We start from the raw sequence: 17,744 nt of genomic DNA, 5'->3' as shown, positions 1-17,744 counted from the left end.
AGCATTAGCCTATATGGAGCATCGTTTTAAAAAGGGGTCCATCTCACTTGCTGTGCTTGCTTAAGCCTAGCTTCTGGCTCACGCCAGTCGACTACATTCCACCAACGATCGACGTATTTCGCTTTTTCATTCAAATATTGAAGGTAGTAGGCGTGCTCCCATACATCAAGGGCTAGAAGGGGGATCACATCCCATTGTGACAAAAATTGATGGCGTTCTGCTTGTAAAATCTCTAATCGCTGAGATCTGGGCGCCCATACGAGAATGGCCCAGCCAACACCCTCTACTTGTTTGGCCGCTGCTGAAAATTGAGATTTAAATGCATCATAGCTGTCAAACGATTGTTCAATGAGACGAAGCATTTGTCCAGTGGGCTTTCGTTTTCCTGAAGGACTCATGGAAAACCAAAAAATACAATGTAAATAGTGCCCCGCACCATTGAAGGCAAGCTCCCGTTCCCAATGTTTGATCATTTTAAAATCATTGGTTCTTCTTGCATTTTTTAATGCAAGCTCAGCTTGGTTCAAACCATCTACATATGATTGGTGATGCTTCTGGTGATGCAAATACATAATTTCTTTTGATATAAACGGTTCTAGTGCATCATACCGGTAAGGGAGAGGAGGTAACTTGTGACTTCCAGCTGCTACCTCTCGCATGTCTTCTTGTGGGTTCATGTCCTCAGCAATACGTTCTGCCAGTTCGTACCACTCTTGTTCACTGGAATGTTCATCATCCATTGAAAACCATAAATGGTCTACTTTCTGACGGATGTTGTCATCTTGAATCGCGGGTTGAATCGAGCTAAGCCACTCTTTAAGCTGCAAACGGTATTCTTCCTTATTCATTTTTACGCCTCATTTCTTCTAAAAATGTGGAACAAGCCATCATCGGAAAGACAAATGGGTAGCTATGATAAGTGATGTAAAATTGCTTTGGCAGGCCAATGCCTACTGGATAGTGCAAGGCTTCACTCGTGTGCTGATGATGGGTCAAAAATGAGATGGCTTTTAAAATCGTTTTGTCATCTGGCTTCTCATATTGTAAAAGTGCCTCTGCTGCCCAAGCCGTCTGAACCACTGTGCCAAACGGAAGAGGGACATACGTTTTTACCTCTGCACTTTTACACGATTCTCCGAAGCTGCCATCTTCTCGTTGAATCTGCTTTAAAAATCGGCACGCTTTTTGAACAGCAGGATGGGTGGAGGGGATGCCGGCCGCTTTTAGTCCTGTTAATGCTGCCCACGTTCCATAAATATAGCAAACACCCCATCTGCCAAACCATGACCCATTTTTCTCTTGGTGATCTAGGAGCCACTTGACACATCGATCTTTTTGCCTGTGAAGAGGAGGAGACATGTTTTTCTCTTCAAGACCAATGAGATGAAGCACCCGGCCTGTAATATCGGGGGTCGATGGATCAATTGCTGCATCCTCCGCAGATTCAAGCGGAAGATGTCGAAGCAGGAAGTGATCTTGATTTTTTTCAAAGGCAGAGAATCCGCCGTCACGGTTTTGCATGGAAAGAAGCCAATGAAATCCTCGTTTCCATTGAACTGGTGCGTATGTTCGCGGAATGGCTTTTAAGACAATTTGCGTATCATCACAATCAGGGTTATTTGTGTTGATATCTGAAAAACCAAAGCCTCCCGGGGCAGCATGACGGTTATGAATCGCCCAATCTGCTTTCTTCATTTGCTGCCGGTTCAATAAGTATAAGAAAGACTTTGTGATGACTGGGTCTTCTTGTTTTTTGCCAGCTTTTTGAGAAGCATAACTGACAAGCGCTGTATCCCAAACTGTGGATGTGGAATTTTCTGCATACATTCTGCCCTGACAGACAGTGACTAGCTTTTTCATGCCTTTGACTGCTTTTAAAATGAGATGATGTCCCGGGGAGTACCCAAGACTCATCAGTGCATAGACCATAAAAATACTGGCACTTAAATAGCTGTACAGCGTGCCATCTTTTTCAAGGCGATCAAACATATATCGCTTTGCTGCTTCATATCCGAAAAAGTCCAGCCGGCTGTCGAGTGCTGTATACGACCGCATGTAAGTCAGAAAGTGTTGAGCGGAACGTTCTTCTCTTGCCATAAACCAGTCAAATGGATTCTTAGACATGTTTGCATCAAGGTGTGCCAAACTTGGAAATGTCTCATGAGAGGTATATCGTTTGTTGAGTGCAATCATCATTGGCACAAAGTGAATTCTTGCATATGCACTAAGATGATAGAAGTGCAGCGGAAAGTATGTAGGGATGAGTAAAAAGGAAAGTGGTGCATAGAAATACGGCCAAGGGTGCATGCCGTTGACGGCGAGCATCCACTTTGTCATAAAGTGAACGTTCTTTAATCCGCCTTTTGATCGAATATATTGCGCTGCTTTTTCCATATGAGGCTCATCTTGTTGAAACCTGCCTGAAACAAGCATTCCGCAATAGCCCTGCACAGTGGCTGTTACATGTCCCGTTTGATCATGATACAAAGAAAAAGACCCATCCTCATTTTGTTTTTCGCGTATCGCTTCTGCTAATTGATGAACCAAAGCCTGATCCGAATCGCCGACAGCCTTTAACAGCATAATCAAAAAAGCATTTGTCATCATAGGACCTTCAAAGCAGAAAACAAAGGCACCATCTTCTCGTTGTCTTCGCTGCATTTGCATGTGCAATTCTTCAATAAATTCGTTTACTTTCAATTTAAAATCTTGCATATGCGGCCATGCTCCTTTCCTTTCATACTATATTCAGGAGCCGGCCTGTCACATGCAAATACAAAAAAAGCCGATGACAGGGTCACCGGCTCAGCGTGTAGACAAACCCTCGCATTAGGTGTCAGGTCTGCGCGCTGGTGCTCACGAATGTCAATTCGCTCCGCGCCAGTGCTCGTCCTTCCTAGACTGCAAAGGTTTTCTATCACGCTGAAAAGAAGACAAAGTGCTAAAATAAAAATCATTTTAGCACTTTGTCAACGATCTGAGCCGATGACAGGGTCACGGCTTTCTTGACGTCATTAGTCTTGGAGGTTAATCCATACACTTTTGACTTCTGTATAGTTGTTAAGGGCATATGATCCCATTTCTCTGCCAAGACCTGATTGCTTATATCCTCCAAACGGGGAGGCGGCATCAAAGACATTATAGCAGTTGACCCAAATTGTTCCTGCTTCAAGACGTGCAGCGATATCATGGGCATGCTTTAAGTTTTCTGTCCAAAGTCCTGCTGCTAATCCATATTCAGACTGGTTGGCTCGTTCGACCACTTCATCAATGGAATCGTAAGGAATGGCAGATAAGACAGGTCCAAAGATTTCTTCTTTGGCAATGGTCATTTCATCTTCTACATCTTTAAAAATAGTAGGAGAGACGAAATAGCCAGCCTCATAAGGGCAATCGCCCCCGACAACGGCTGTTGCCCCTTCGGATTTACCTTTTTCAATATAGCCTAACACGCGTTCGTGCTGTTCTTTACTTACAAGAGGTCCAATTTGCGTATCTTGATGAAGACCAGCGCCTTGTTTGAGGGATCCTGCATATTTGGCCATTTGATCGACTACTTCATCATATTGGCTCCGATGAACAAAGACTCTGGACCCTGCGCAGCATACTTGGCCTTGGTTAAACATGACGCCATTTAAAGCACCTGGAATGGCTTTCTTTAAATCGGCATCAGGTAAAATAATATTCGGTGATTTTCCGCCAAGCTCTAATGTGACCCTCTTAATGGTTTTAGCCGCTTTCTCCATAATTAATTTCCCAACACTTGTTGACCCTGTGAAGGCCAGCTTGTTCACGTCAGGATGATCAGTTAAGGCTTCTCCGGCTGTTTCGCCAAATCCAGGAACGATGTTAATCACGCCTTCTGGGAAGCCGGCTTTGTCCACTAATTCTGCTAAGTAAAGAGCAGAGAGTGGAGTTTGTTCGGCTGGCTTTAAAACGATGGTGCACCCTGTTGCAAGTGCGGCGCCCATTTTCCACATAGCCATGAGCAGCGGGAAGTTCCATGGGATGATTTGTCCTACAACCCCAACCGGCTCATGGCGGGTATAATTAAAATATCCTTGACTGACAGGAATGGTTTGTCCATTCATTTTTGTCGTCCAGCCCGCATAATAGCGCATGTGCTCAATAGCGAGGGGGATATCTGCATTTGTTGTTTCATTAATTGGTTTTCCGTTATCTAAAGTTTCTAGCTGTGCAAGCTCTTCCTGATTTTCTTCCATTAAATCAGCAAGCTTGAACATGAGGCGGGCGCGTTCAGCGGCAGACATTGAGCGCCAAGGACCATGAAAGGCTTTTTTTGCAGCTTTTACGGCCTCATCAATATCTTTTGCACCTGCTTCATAAACATCAATAAGGGTTTCGCCTGTGGCTGGGTTAGGAGTAGCAAAGGTTTTGTTATCGTGACTTGTGACAAACTGACCATTAATGTAGAGTTTTTTCGTCCCTTGGAGAAAAGATTCGAGTTTTGAACTAATTTGAAGTGTTGTAGAGCTCATAAATAAACAAACCTCCTTAAAGATATGGATTGTTTTCTGCGAGTTCTAGGTGGGAAAAGCGGACAAGCAACTTAAATTGTATACGCACAAAGATGTAAACGTATACAATTATCATATTACACGACCTGTTTGAAAGCAATCCATAACACTCATTGCATTTCGCGAAAATTTGGCTACAATAAATGTATAGATGAAAAAAGGAGTTTTTAAATCATGATCCATCAAAACTGGCAAACGGCTCAAACGTTAAAACAAGTAAAATGTGTACATACAAATGCGAAAAAATATATGGTCGACCGGGCATTAACGGTTGGAAGCACATATGAAGTGAAAAATGAAACAGAAGAATTCCTGTTTGTCGTAGACAATACGGGTAAAGTAGGCGGGTATTACAAGGAGTATTTCGAAGATATTTCAGCTGAATGATTTTGATGGTCATCACTCATACTAAGAAAAACAGTAAAGGGTGATGATGATGAAAAAGCAGCAAAATGACGAGCAGAAAAATCAAAATGCATGGCATGAACACGAGGACGCTGATATGGCGATTACGCTTGAACAGATTTCCGATGTGTATGCCGAGGGAACGATTGATACACCAAAAGACGAATAGTCATTTAAAAACAGTGATTTGGCATAATCACTGTTTTTTTATTGGAATGATTCAGCATTTTTCTCGAAAAGAACTGAAACTTTTTTCCTGGTTTAACTGTCTAAATAAGTAGAGGAAAGAGCATCGGATCAAAAAGAAAAAGTTAAATGAAATTTAATCTATTCGTAATGGAATAACAACCATTTATAGCGTATTCTATAAGTGAGAATAAAACGTACCCACAGAGCCGTGTGGCCGTTTTGTCATAAAGGAATTTGATGCAGGAAGAGGGGGTTTACGTGGGTATTTTTTCTGTCAGTAAACAAAATGATAAGAAATTCGAATCCTTATTGATTGAAGGGGAAAGAATTGAGGCTGTTTACAGACTGCGTCACGACCAAATTTGCTTTACCAATAAACGACTGATCTTTGGCGATAACCGCGTATTTTCTAAGAAGAAAGTCAGGGTCTCCTTGCCGTATCGATCAATTGAAAGTTTTGCCATACAAGAAGCTGGCGTGTTTGATCAGGACACAGGTATGCTGCTTGTTACAAGCTCAAAAGTATTTGAACTCGACTTTTCCAAAGAGACGGATTTGAGTGATGTGCAAGCCATTTTGACAAAACATCTTTGCTGATCAATCTTGCGATTACATAGATCATATGCACTTTTCTCATTCTTCGTTCTTATTTTTATAGATCGCACATTGCTAAGCCCTTCCCATCTGATGGGAAGGGCTTTTTTCTGCTTAAGAGTTTGAATGATAGCAAAAAAGGATAAAGATGAAACAGATACAGAAAGGAGAATGAACAATGAAAGTATTAGTTGCAGGAGCAAATGGACATACAGGCAGACTTGTCGTTCGTTATTTAAAAGAAAAAGGACATGAACCGCTTGCTCTCATTCGAGATGAAAAACAAGCTGATGCACTAAAAGAACTTGGTGCAGCACCTGTCATCGGTGATCTTGAAAAAGATGTGACAGATGCTGTGAAACAAGCAGACGCTGTCATCTTTGCAGCTGGTTCAGGCTCAAAAACAGGTGCAGATAAGACCATTGCGGTCGATCAAGAAGGGGCAAAACGCCTCGTTGATACAGCGAAAAAAGAAAACATCCAGCATTTTGTTATGCTTAGTGCTTATAATGCAGATGATCCGAATCAAGGAAAAGGGCAAGGAAGTATGGAAACTTATTATGAAGCAAAAAGAAAAGCCGATGAGCACTTAAAACAGTCTGGTCTTTCCTATACGATTGTCCGCCCAGGTGCCCTGCTGCATGAGGAGAAGACAGGAAAGATTGAAGCTGCCGAACATATTCCAGATGATCAAAACATCGAAATTTCAAGAGAGGACGTAGCCATTGTTCTTGTGGAGAGCTTAACAGAATCCAATGTGAAAAATAAGTCCTTTGACTTGATGAAAGGCGATAAACCAATCGAAGAAGCACTTCGCCATCTGTAAGAAAAGAAAGCTGCTGCCAAAGAGGCGGCGGCTTTTTTGATGTTTTCTTTTCCCTTTCAGCGGGAAGGTAATGAGAAAGGAGTGATTGACCGTGGGCTTAACGAAAGAACAACAAGCTGATTTATACGAAAGATTGATTCAATTAAAAGAAGATGTGAAGGGATCAAAAAAGAAAGAAGAATCGATGCTCGTTGAATCGAGTGAGATTTCAAATGGTGTTGGTAATCATATCGCTGATCATGGGAGCATCTATTTAGACCGTATGACAGAACAAACGCTGGATCAGGTCGATGATCAGCTTGAAGGTGAAATCGATGCAGCACTGAAACGAATGGAAGACGGAACATATGGGATATGTGAGAAAACGGGAAAAGAGATCCCATACGAGCGTTTAAAAGCAGTTCCATATACACGTCATTCAATAGATGCAAAGAAAAATGAAGAAACCACTCAAGATCCAAACGAATTTGACCGTTCATTCTCCGATCAAATGCGCGATTTAACAAATAGAGAAACAATGGATCAGATGCATTCAGATACGTATGAAAGATTAGAGGAAGAGCAAGATGTTGATGTAGATGAGGAAAAATAGGATCATAAGCGAAGGTTAAATTTTTTCAGAATAATTTTTTCTTATGTACACATGAACAAATAACTTGTATACATGAGTATTTCATAGAAAAAAGATCTCTTGAAATTTAATAAACTTTCGTGTAATATAGTTTAAAGGCTGCGATGCGCGTAATGTTAATTAAGTTTTAACCTTTAAGCTGTAATAGGGAGTTTTATATTGAAGCCGGAATGTCATGCCTCCTTAGCGAGGAAGACAGGAACGTTTCTGCAAACACCCACTTTGAGGAGTGGTGGTTTAAAACTTTCTTACTTAGATTACGGCATCCGCAGCTTTTCCTAGGATGATTCAAGCCATTTTCCATTTTGGAAAATGGCTTTTTATTTTGTGAAAAAACGAAATTGCACAGTCAGCAGGAAGAGGCATGAATGTATGTTAAAATAGACAAAACAAAAGACGGAGAGGGAATTGGATGTTAGAACAAGCAGAAGCACTCCTGAAACAATACTTTGGCTTTGACGCCTTTAGGCAGGGACAGAAACAAGCCATTGAATCGATTGTAAACAAACAGAAGGATACCGTCTGTATTATGCCGACAGGCGGGGGGAAATCGGTTTGCTACCAGATTCCTGCCTTGATGATGGAAGGAACAACGATCGTTGTATCCCCGCTAATTTCTTTAATGAAAGATCAAGTCGATGCGCTAAATGAGATGGGCATACGATCGTCCTTTTTAAACAGCACACTTTCCGCAGCTGAAATGAATAAAAGGCTGAAAAAATGTGAAGATGGGGAATATCAGCTGCTTTATATCACACCTGAACGTTTACAAAATGAACGTTTTTTTCAGCTGCTTGATCGGTTAACGATCCCTTTAATTGCAATTGATGAAGCACACTGTATATCTGAGTGGGGGCATGATTTTAGGCCGAGCTACCGCTTTATTCAAGAATGCTTAAATCGGCTGACAAAAAGGCCAGTGATTGTCGCATTAACGGCTACAGCCACGAAAAAGGTTCACCGAGATATATGTGAACAGCTTGGCATGAACGAAGAAGAAACCATTTTTACTGGTTTTGCTAGAGAAAATTTATCTTTTCAGGTGGTCAAAGGAGAAAATAGTGACCGCTTTATCACACATTATATGAAGAAAAATAAGCTTGAGTCCGGCATTATCTATACTGCTACAAGAAAAGAAGCCGAAAATATTTACAATCGGCTAAAGAAACAAAAGATCAAAGTGGGCATTTATCATGGCGGGTTAGATGACGATGTGAGAGAAGAGCAGCAAAACCTGTTTTTAAACGATGACATCCAGGTCATGGTCGCTACATCTGCATTTGGCATGGGAATTAATAAGTCAAATGTCCGTTTTGTGATTCATCATCAAATTCCAAGGGATATTGAAAGCTACTATCAAGAAGCTGGACGAGCCGGCAGAGACGGGCTCCAAAGTGAATGCATTTTACTATTTTCGCCGCAGGGCGTACGAATGCAGCGATTCCTCATTGAACAGTCAACAGAAGATGAAGTGCGCTTTCAGCATGAGCTGCTTAAACTTAGACAAATGGTCGATTACTGTCACACTGAGCAATGTCTGCAGCAATTTGTGATGGACTACTTTGATCAATCAGCAAGTGCCCCTTGCCAAAAATGCAGTAATTGTCTTGATGAAAGAGAGCGTGAAGAGGTCACTCGAGAAGCGCAAATGGTTTTATCGTGTACGGTTAGAATGAACGAGCGCTTTGGAAAAATGATGATTGCTCAAGTACTGGCAGGCTCTAAAAATAAAAAAGTGCTTGACCTCGGTTTCGACCGTCTTCCTACATACGCTTTAATGAAGCAGCAATCCGCCCAGCAAATTAGTGATTTCATCGAATTTTTAATTACAGAAGAGTATTTGCACATGTCTGAAGGAGCTTATCCAACATTAAAAGTGACACATAAAGGAAAGAAAGTGTTAGTCGGGCAAGAGGCTGTGTATAAAAAGCAGGCAGTTAAAAGAGAGGCGATTCAAGAAAACGATGCATTATTTGAGCAGCTGAGAGCGGTGAGAATGAAGCTGGCAAGAGAGCAGGGCGTTCCGCCATTTGTTGTATTTTCTGATCAAACCTTGAAGGAAATGTCAGCCGTTCAGCCTAAAACAGAAGAAGAACTTCTCAATATTAAGGGAATAGGCGCTCAAAAAAGAGAGAAATACGGGGATGTTTTTTTAGAAGAAATCCATTTATTTATAGAAAAAGAGAAAAATAAAAAGGTTGAAGAAGAAAAATAAATTTTTTTCGCTGCGTTTGGACACGTTTTCAACAGGAGGTTTCTGATCCTTTCAAAACCTTGATATGGCGGGTAATCGAGCTGTTTTGTGGTCTGATTTACCAATGGAGAGAGATGTTTCATGTAAAGGAACTGTAATCTAAAACATATCGTTTTGTTATTGAATTGACATTTACATATGTTACGATAGCACTCGTTAGCCGCCATAAAAAGCTAACAAGGGAGGATTTACTTTATGAAGAAGACTATTATGTCCTTGGTTGCTGTTGCAGCAATCTCTACAACAGCATTTGGAGCACAGCAAGCTTCTGCAAAGGAAATCACTGTGAAGAAAGGTGATACACTTTGGGGAATCTCTCAAAAAAATGATGTGTCTCTAAAGGACCTAAAGGGTTGGAACAATTTATCTACAGACATGATTTATGTAGGTGATAAATTGACAATCTCTTCAAAAGAGAAAACTCAGGAGCAGTATAAAGTCCAGAAGGGGGACAGCCTCTGGAAAATCGCTCAAAAATTCAATGTGTCAATTAGCGATATTAAGTCTTGGAATAACTTAAACTCAGATATAATTATGATTGGTTCAACACTAAGTGTTGCTGGTCAAAGCTCAGCTCCGGTAAGCTCAGAGCCTGTACAAAAACAGGAGCCTGTCCAAAAAGAGCAAACAACACAAAAAGCTGCTCCTAAACAGGAAGCACCGAAAAAAGCTGCTCCTAAACAGGAAACAGCTAAAGCAGAATCATCTTCTGCTAGTCAAAGTGTACAAAAAGAAATGACTGTAACGGCTACGGCTTATACAGCAAATGATGGTGGCATCTCAGGTATCACTGCAACAGGGGTAAACTTAAACAAAAACCCAAATGCGAAAGTGATTGCAGTAGATCCTAATGTCATTCCATTAGGAAGTAAGGTTTATGTTGAAGGCTACGGTGAAGCCATCGCAGCAGATACTGGCGGCGCAATTAAAGGTAACAAAATTGATGTACATGTACCAAGCAAATCCCAAGCAAAAAATTGGGGCGTAAAATCAGTCAAAGTGAAAGTACTTAACTAGTAACTTATTGTTTTTTGGAAAGAAAGCATCAGGTGGCGGCCTGATGCTTTTATTGTACCCTTTTTTTGGTCAAAAAAACACACATTTTTCAGAAAAATTTGCATTTTCGACAAAAAACAGCGTATATTCCATCATACACGCTGTTTTTTTGTCGTTAGCTGTCCACCCAATAAATTTCTCCGCTTTGTTCTTTCCAATTGATTTGGACATCAAATTGGTGCTTTTCATAAAAGTGAATCAATCGGTCCACGTGATTCCAATCTCTTTTGACGAGGTCACCTGTGATGACTGGGATGTTCTGCTCTCTTGCGATTTCTTTTAAATGCTTCATACAGATTGAACCGTATCCATTATCGGGAGGTCCTTTAATATCGGCAATATGAATCTTTCCTTCTTCAGGATATTCAGCAATTAAGGAAAAATCAGATTGTCCGCGAAAAGCTTTTTCACAATCGGTCAGCATGATTTTACATGTATCAGCATTTTCAATGGCAGAGACAATCATCCATTCATCTTCTTTCGCCTGATCAATGCCAATGATCTTTGCCTTTTTCGAAATATCTTTCATATTTTCTTGCATTCGATACATTTGGAACTGCAATTGCTGTAATTCTTGCTCTAACGCCTTCACATCTTTGGGTGTTTCCTGTAAGATTGACAAGTCCATTACTCCTTTCATATAAGAAATGATAAAAATCACATAAATTCCAATTTTAAAGGAAGTGGATGAATCTTTCAAGCCGTTAGAATGCCGATTATCGGCAAGTTTGTCTAAAATTCGACGAAGACAGCGAATTCATTGACTTTATAGAGAAAGTTAAATAACATACTCTTAGTCGGAACTAATAAAGAGAGGTTTTCAAACATGAACGAACAGAATCAAAAACCGAAAAATTTCACCGGCATTGTTGTCATTTTAACAATTGCCATAAACGGATTAATCGCTTTATTATTTTTAATGCCAAAAACAGATAAATTTAGTCATCTGGATATTACATTTCTGCCGTTACTGAATGCCGTGATGAACAGCTTTACGTTTATCTTCTTACTTTCAGCACTCATTATGATTAAACAAAAGAACATTAAAGCACATAGACGATTTATTTTTGCTGCATTTTCAACAACACTTGTCTTTTTAATTTCCTATGTGACATATCATTCAATGGCAGCTGATACACACTTCGGAGGAGAAGGGATCATCCGTCCGATTTACTTCTTTATTTTGATTACACATATTGTGCTCTCAGCTATTATTGTACCGCTTGCACTGATTACACTATTTAGAGGCGCACAGATGCAGGTCGAGCGTCACCGTAAAATTGCCCGCTGGACGATGCCGCTTTGGCTCTATGTTAGTCTCACTGGCGTCATTGTCTATATCATGATTTCTCCATATTACAGCTAACGTATGTCCAATTGGACATACGTTCTTTTATTTACAAGATGAAGTGCTTTGGATAGAATGGAAATTGGATATCCGACTAGCACGGTATCTTCCCATCTATAGATTCACATCATTTCTGGCCGTTTGCTCGTTTGGAGATCAACAATTGGACGAAACGGGGGTTATATGATGACTGAACAATTGCAGTATAAACCGGGGCTTGAAGACATTGTGGCAAGCGAAACGTCCATATCATACTTAGATGTGGAGCAAGAGGAAATTGTGATTCGCGGGTACGACCTCATTGAGCTGGCACAAAACAAGACATATTTAGAAACAGCCTATCTGCTTATTTATGGAAGATTACCAGATAAGATGGAATATCACCAATTTCAGCAAGATATATCCTCACAAACGAGCTTACATCCAACCATCCAAACCATTTTAACCAAGCTGCCAAAATCCACTCACCCTATGGATGCGATGAGAACGTGTTTATCTGCTCTTGCAGGGTATGATGACGCATTACATGATCGATCTGAAGCGTGCCAAAAAAGGCGTGCAGTTCGATTACTAGGACAGCTGCCGGCCATTGTTGCTGGAAGCTATTATATTCTCGTAAAAGACGCCGCTATTTCTCCAGATCAGACCAAATCCTACACTGAAAACTTTTTATCCATGCTAACTGGACGCACCCCGACACAAGACGAAATTACTGCTTTTGACCAAACACTCACATTATATAGCGAACATGAGCTGCCGAATTCAACGTTTGCGGCTAGAGTGATTGCATCCACGCATTCTGACATGTATGGTGCTTTTACTGGAGCGATCTCTTCATTAAAAGGTGACCTCCACGGAGGAGCAAATGAAGCTGTCATGCACATGCTTCTTGAAGGAAAAACAACAGAAGGATTTCTTGCACTCATTGAACGAAAATTAGCCGCAAAAGAAAAAATGATGGGCTTTGGCCACAGAGTATACATGAGAAAAATGGACCCGCGAGCCGCTCTTTTAAAACGTTCATTGAAAACGCTTACCGAATCGAAGGGAGATACAACGCTATATGACATGTGTGTAGCAGGAGAGGCATATATGAAAGAGCAGAAAAACCTTTATCCAAATCTTGATTATTATGCTGCACCGATTTATTACGTGCTCGGAATCCCTATTTCACTTTATACACCCATTTTCTTTGCTGCAAGAGCTAGCGGATTAGCCGCACATGTCATTGAACAGCATTTGCATAATCGCATTTTTAGACCGAGAGTCCGGTATCTAGGGCCAAGAGGATTAAAGGTTTCAAATGATGATGGAAAAACGGGGGAATGAACATGAACAAAACAGCAGTCGCCAATCAAACAGATCAGCTATTAGTAGAAATCGCTGCCTATGCAGTAGACGGAGAAATTACGAGCAAAGAGGCCATTGAAACCGCGCGGTATGTGCTCATAGACACGCTCGGGTGCGGAATGCTGGCTCTTAATTTTCCAGAATGTACGAAGCACCTTGGACCTATCGTACCTGGAACTGTTGTGCCTAACGGAGCAAGAGTTCCTGGCACTTCGTTTGTGCTAGATCCCGTTCAAGCGGCTTTTGATATCGGCTGTATGATCCGCTGGTTAGATTATAATGACACGTGGCTTGCACAGGAGTGGGGGCATCCGTCAGATAACTTAGGCGGAATATTAGCTGTAAGTGATTATATCAGCAGAACACGCCTTGCAAACGGAGAAGAGCCGCTAACGATGAATGACGTACTGCATGCAATCGTCAAGGCGCATGAAATTCAAGGTGTCCTTGCTTTAGAAAATTGTCTAAATCGAAATGGATTGGACCATGTGTTATTTGTCAAAGTGGCAACAAGTGCAGTTGTGTGTGCAATGCTTGGCGGAACAAAGGAAGAGGTCCAGCATGTTTTATCACAAGCGTTTGTTGATAATTCCCCGCTTAGGACGTATCGCCACGCCCCAAACACAGGATCGAGGAAATCATGGGCAGCGGGGGATGCAACAAGCCGCGGAGTGAGGCTGGCAATGATGACACGTAAAGGGGAAATGGGTTATCAAACGCCCCTCAGTGCAGAGAAGTGGGGCTTTGAAGATGTTCTGATGAAAGGAAAACCACTTACGCTCGCCCAGCCCCTTGGATCATACGTCATAGAAAATGTTCTCTTCAAAATTGCTTATCCTGCTGAGTTCCATGCGCAGACTGCTGCAGAGGCGGCTGTGATGCTGCATGACGCTGTAAAAGATCGTTTAGATGAAATTGACCGGGTAGAGATTACGACACATGAGTCAGCGATTCGGATTATTGATAAGAAAGGACCGCTTTATAATCCGGCAGACCGTGATCATTGCTTGCAGTATATTACAGCTATTGGACTGATCTATGGTGAACTAACAGCTGACCATTATGAAGAAGAAACGGCGCAAAATCCAGCCATTGATCGTCTTCGTGATCGAATGATTGTGAAAGAGGATAAACGTTACACAGAGGATTATTTAGATCCGAAAAAGAGATCGATTGCAAACTGTGTACAAATTTTCTTTAAAAACGGGACGATGACAGACCGAATTGAAATTGAATACCCGCTCGGTCATCGCAGAAGAAGACAGGAAGGCATTCCGCTGCTTGAAAAGAAATGGCTCTATCATTTAAAGACAAGATTTCCACAAAAGCAAGTGGATCAAATTGTGTCACTCTGCCAAAATCCAAATCAATTAAAAACAACAACAGTGCCAGCATTTATGGACTTATTCGTCATATAAGGGGGAGCTAGCGTGTGGATCGTGAATGAAGAAAGAAGTCAGGCTGATTTAGCCGCAGCCTTTAAAGAACAAATGAACAAATCAGCTTTATTTCAAATTCCAGGCGTTCACGATGGAATGTCTGCGCTCTATGCGAAAAAAATGGGCTTTCAAGGGCTCTATTTATCAGGTGCCGCTTTTTGTGCCAGCAAAGGACTGCCTGATCTCGGCATGATCCATTCAACAGAAATGGCTGAAAAAGCGAAGGAGATTATTCGAGCTTCCCAGCTGCCGCTTTTGGTCGATATGGATACAGGTTATGGCGGTGTTTTAAATGCAGCAAGAGCGGCAAAAGAAATGGTTGAGAGCAAAGTGGCAGCTGTTCAAATTGAAGATCAGCAAATGCCGAAAAAATGCGGGCATTTAAACGGGAAATCACTCGTTCCAGTAGAAGAAATGGTCGCAAAAATCAAAGCCATCAAACAAGCGGCACCAACGCTTTTGGTGATTGCAAGAACCGATGCAAAGTCCGTAAATGGAATGGAGGATGTCATCCGCCGGGCCAATCTTTACGTAGAAGCAGGAGCTGATGCTATTTTTCCTGAGGCACTCATCACAGCAGAGGACTTCACGCATGCCTCAAACCATATTAAAGGTCCGCTCCTTGCAAACATGACGGAGTTTGGCAAGACGCCTTATTATCATGCAGACGAATTTTCTGTATTTGGCTTTCAAATGGTCATTTACCCTGTGTCATCACTTAGAGTTGCTGCAAAAGCGTATGAGCGTTTATTTACAGAAATCATGGAAAAGGGAACGCAGCAGGGGATACTTGGGGATATGCAAACGAGAAAAGAGCTGTATGAAACGATTCATTATGATGAATATGAGGAAATGGACCAGCATTTAGCAAAAACGATCCTGCCGGAAATTGGGAAAGAACAGCGATAAAATGAAAAGCACTTCCTATACGGAAGTGCTTTTTTTACGATGATGGTGTGGATGAAGAAGCCAATTTCATCTTTTCTTCAACTGTTTTCGTTTTTTCTTTTACTTTTTCAGCGTAAGTGAAGTCACCGTAGCAATACGGATAGCGGAAGTTATCTTTATTGCCGCCGCACGTATAGACCTCGGGGTTTCGTTTCACTTGCTTTTTGGAGTATTGCTTTGCCAGTTTCTCGGAATGTTTTCCCCCGTTTTTTGCAACAAAATCAATATAGCCGATTCCCATGTTATAGCTTTGAATAATGGTTTCCAAATCAACGCCTTTTTTCTTCCCATGCTTGTACATAGTCGAAAAATGATGGACTCCTTGTTTAATGCTTTTCTCAGGGTCATTGATTTCATTTCGTTTCAAACCAAGAGATTCAGAGGCCTGCATTGGATCTCCGCCCCTGCCTTTTGATTCTTGATACATCATACCGAGGATTAACCCGGTATACTGATCTAAATCTTGATCTCTTAACTCTGTTTCTACAAGCGGTTTGTAATCATCCAATCTCGACAAAACAATTGATTCCGTATCAATCGGCAGCTTTTTTAACTCCTTTTGATTAAAGGAGATGGCAATGGCTGCTAATACGAAAACAAAGAGAAAAATCGTGAAACAGCCTGAAATGGCAAAACATCCTGTTTTTTTCTTTTTCAAGGTCAGTTCACCCCTGTTTTGCCCCGCTTTTAAAAGGGAAGTACAGCCTTTTCATTATGCCATATCCTGTGCAGGATACCAAGTGAAAACCTTATAATCAATCATATCCAAACGTAAATTCAGGTCTTGTTTTCAGCCTGAAGCAGAAATAAACAAAACCGATAATCAGCCAAATCATGCCAATGATTAATGCATTTGTACTGATGCTCGTTAACAGCCAAATGCAAAACGCCGTCCCGCATAGAGGGATCACGGCATATCTCAATGTATTCAGAATACCTCTTTGTTTTTGTTTGACGAAAAAGTACGCAAAAACAGACAAATTCACAAAGGTAAATCCAATTAACGCGCCGAAGCTGATAAAGGAATAAATAACTTCAAGTTCGCCAACGACTGCGGTTAAGGAGAAAGCTCCGATTAACAAAATATTAAAAACAGGGGTTTTTAATCTCGGATGAATATACCCAAAGAAACGCTTTGGTAACGATTGATCTCTTCCCATTGCATATAAAAGCCTTGCTGCACTCGCATGTGACGATAAGGAGGAAGAAATGACAGCGACCATTGTGCCGGCTAAAAAGAACGAGTGAAGAAATGCGCCGCCCACAAATTCTGCAATTTCAAGTGAGGCTGCATCAGGATGTTTGAACTGCTGAAAATTTGGAAACACCTGCTGCAAAAAATAAGACGTCAAAGTAAACAGTACGCCTCCAATCGCAACTGTTAAGAAAATGGCAAGCGGAATCGTCTTTTTTGGTTTAATGGTTTCCTCAGACATAGTGGAAATGGCATCAAATCCCAGAAAGGAGAAACATAAAATGGTCGCTCCTGAAAAAATAAGCGCTGGATCTAAGCTCGCTGAATAAAAAGGCCGGGCTGACAATAACTCTCCACTGCCAGCGTTTTGCGTGAGCCCATAAATAACAAATCCAACAAAGGTGACAGCGACAATGACCTGAAATGTCACAAACAGCGCCGTAATGTTGGCTGTAAGCCGTATACCGATGACATTGACAGTCGTTATGGCGATAGCAAGTATGATGATCCAAATGTAATGAGGTACATCAGGAAAGGCTGCGGTTAAATAAGCACTTCCGATCGCAAAATTCACCATAGGCAGAAATAAATAATCCAGTAAAAGTGTCCAGCCCACAAGGAAGCCGACATGAGGATGAATACTTTTTTGCGCATATGTATAAGCAGATCCTGCTTTTGGAAAAGCTTTCACCATATTCCCATAGCTAAGCGCTGTCAATAGTAATGCCAGCAACGTAAATATATAAGCTGCAGCGACGTGTCCTTTCGTCAGCTGAGCAACAATGCCGTATGAATCAAATACGACAAGTGGATCCATATAAGCAAGCCCGATCACAACAAGTGGAAAGACAGTCAGGCTGCGTTTTAGTCTTGGCTCTTCAGTCAATTTGCCTATCAGCTCCTCTAAAAATGAATAAATAATGCTCATTTTAAAAAGAATGCTACCAAGTGTCAATGCTATTTGAATAAAT

At 41.3% G+C, this 17,744-nt stretch carries 17 protein-coding genes and 1 other RNA gene; 12 read left to right on the top strand and 6 right to left on the bottom strand.

Annotated features, from left to right (window positions below; genetic code table 11):
- Positions 1-26: 26 nt before the first annotated feature.
- The 3 genes from H7F25_RS08360 to H7F25_RS08350 form a co-directional block, all read right to left on the bottom strand.
- Entirely contained in the window at positions 27-848 is an 822-nt protein-coding gene (locus H7F25_RS08360; protein ID WP_025093123.1) for a superoxide dismutase, read from the bottom strand.
- Positions 841-2,715, bottom strand: a complete 1,875-nt coding sequence (locus H7F25_RS08355) for a terpene cyclase/mutase family protein (RefSeq protein ID WP_103132031.1) — start codon at positions 2,713-2,715, stop codon at positions 841-843. The genes H7F25_RS08360 and H7F25_RS08355 overlap by 8 nt, the downstream gene beginning before the upstream one ends.
- A 299-nt stretch (positions 2,716-3,014) precedes the next feature.
- Positions 3,015-4,499 carry an aldehyde dehydrogenase family protein gene (locus H7F25_RS08350; RefSeq protein ID WP_024422684.1) on the bottom strand — a complete coding sequence of 495 codons (1,485 nt, stop codon included), beginning with the start codon at positions 4,497-4,499 and terminating at the stop codon, positions 3,015-3,017.
- Between the two features lie 213 nt (positions 4,500-4,712).
- Between H7F25_RS08350 and H7F25_RS08345 the strand changes: the two genes are divergently transcribed.
- The 8 genes from H7F25_RS08345 to H7F25_RS08310 all read left to right on the top strand — a co-directional run bounded on the left by H7F25_RS08345 (position 4,713) and on the right by H7F25_RS08310 (position 10,454).
- Positions 4,713-4,925 (top strand): DUF6501 family protein, encoded by a 213-nt coding sequence (locus H7F25_RS08345; RefSeq protein ID WP_024422683.1) that lies wholly within the window; start codon positions 4,713-4,715, stop codon positions 4,923-4,925.
- 49 nt (positions 4,926-4,974) lie between these two features.
- A complete protein-coding gene (locus H7F25_RS08340; protein WP_075611524.1) occupies positions 4,975-5,112 on the top strand; it encodes a DUF4025 domain-containing protein in 138 nt (45 codons plus the stop codon).
- Between the two features lie 278 nt (positions 5,113-5,390).
- Complete coding sequence (locus tag H7F25_RS08335; RefSeq protein WP_024422682.1) at positions 5,391-5,729, top strand: PH domain-containing protein; 339 nt, start codon at positions 5,391-5,393, stop codon at positions 5,727-5,729.
- Positions 5,730-5,904: 175 nt separating this feature from the next.
- A complete protein-coding gene (locus H7F25_RS08330) occupies positions 5,905-6,552 on the top strand; it encodes an SDR family oxidoreductase (RefSeq protein ID WP_044332919.1) in 648 nt (215 codons plus the stop codon).
- A gap of 91 nt (positions 6,553-6,643) precedes the next feature.
- On the top strand, positions 6,644-7,144 hold the full coding sequence (locus H7F25_RS08325) for a TraR/DksA family transcriptional regulator (RefSeq protein WP_044332921.1): 501 nt from the start codon (positions 6,644-6,646) through the stop codon (positions 7,142-7,144).
- A 132-nt stretch (positions 7,145-7,276) separates the two neighbouring features.
- Positions 7,277-7,462, top strand: a non-coding RNA gene (ssrS, locus tag H7F25_RS08320) — 6S RNA.
- 133 nt (positions 7,463-7,595) lie between these two features.
- On the top strand, positions 7,596-9,398 hold the full coding sequence (gene recQ / locus H7F25_RS08315) for a DNA helicase RecQ (protein WP_044332923.1): 1,803 nt from the start codon (positions 7,596-7,598) through the stop codon (positions 9,396-9,398).
- Between the two features lie 234 nt (positions 9,399-9,632).
- Positions 9,633-10,454, top strand: a complete 822-nt coding sequence (locus tag H7F25_RS08310) for a LysM peptidoglycan-binding and 3D domain-containing protein (RefSeq protein ID WP_024422678.1) — start codon at positions 9,633-9,635, stop codon at positions 10,452-10,454.
- A 154-nt stretch (positions 10,455-10,608) separates the two neighbouring features.
- Here the strand turns inward: H7F25_RS08310 and H7F25_RS08305 are convergent, their stop codons facing one another.
- Positions 10,609-11,121, bottom strand: coding sequence for a GNAT family protein (locus tag H7F25_RS08305; protein ID WP_029708157.1), 513 nt, complete (start codon positions 11,119-11,121; stop codon positions 10,609-10,611).
- A 198-nt stretch (positions 11,122-11,319) separates the two neighbouring features.
- Between H7F25_RS08305 and H7F25_RS08300 the strand changes: the two genes are divergently transcribed.
- The 4 genes from H7F25_RS08300 (at position 11,320) to prpB (ending at position 15,539) form a co-directional block, all read left to right on the top strand.
- Positions 11,320-11,859, top strand: coding sequence for a DUF420 domain-containing protein (locus H7F25_RS08300; RefSeq protein WP_024422676.1), 540 nt, complete (start codon positions 11,320-11,322; stop codon positions 11,857-11,859).
- A 168-nt stretch (positions 11,860-12,027) separates the two neighbouring features.
- Positions 12,028-13,170: a citrate synthase gene (gene mmgD / locus H7F25_RS08295; RefSeq protein ID WP_185854480.1), complete on the top strand. Its 1,143-nt coding sequence runs from the start codon at positions 12,028-12,030 to the stop codon at positions 13,168-13,170.
- A gap of 2 nt (positions 13,171-13,172) precedes the next feature.
- A complete protein-coding gene (locus tag H7F25_RS08290; protein ID WP_277602648.1) occupies positions 13,173-14,609 on the top strand; it encodes a bifunctional 2-methylcitrate dehydratase/aconitate hydratase in 1,437 nt (478 codons plus the stop codon).
- A 12-nt stretch (positions 14,610-14,621) separates the two neighbouring features.
- The gene (prpB, locus tag H7F25_RS08285; RefSeq protein ID WP_044332931.1) at positions 14,622-15,539 is read left to right on the top strand and encodes a methylisocitrate lyase; all 918 of its coding nucleotides are present in this window, start codon (positions 14,622-14,624) and stop codon (positions 15,537-15,539) included.
- Between the two features lie 34 nt (positions 15,540-15,573).
- Here the strand turns inward: prpB and H7F25_RS08280 are convergent, their stop codons facing one another.
- Both H7F25_RS08280 and H7F25_RS08275 read right to left on the bottom strand, forming a co-directional pair.
- A complete protein-coding gene (locus H7F25_RS08280; protein WP_024422672.1) occupies positions 15,574-16,236 on the bottom strand; it encodes a lysozyme family protein in 663 nt (220 codons plus the stop codon).
- Between the two features lie 97 nt (positions 16,237-16,333).
- Complete coding sequence (locus H7F25_RS08275; protein ID WP_171464319.1) at positions 16,334-17,659, bottom strand: APC family permease; 1,326 nt, start codon at positions 17,657-17,659, stop codon at positions 16,334-16,336.
- Positions 17,660-17,744: the final 85 nt, after the last annotated feature.

It is taken from the genome of Bacillus sp. PAMC28571 (assembly GCF_014250435.1).
GTDB classification, from domain to species: Bacteria; Bacillota; Bacilli; order Bacillales; family Bacillaceae; genus Bacillus; species Bacillus safensis.
This window is presented reverse-complemented; position numbering and strand designations above follow the sequence as displayed.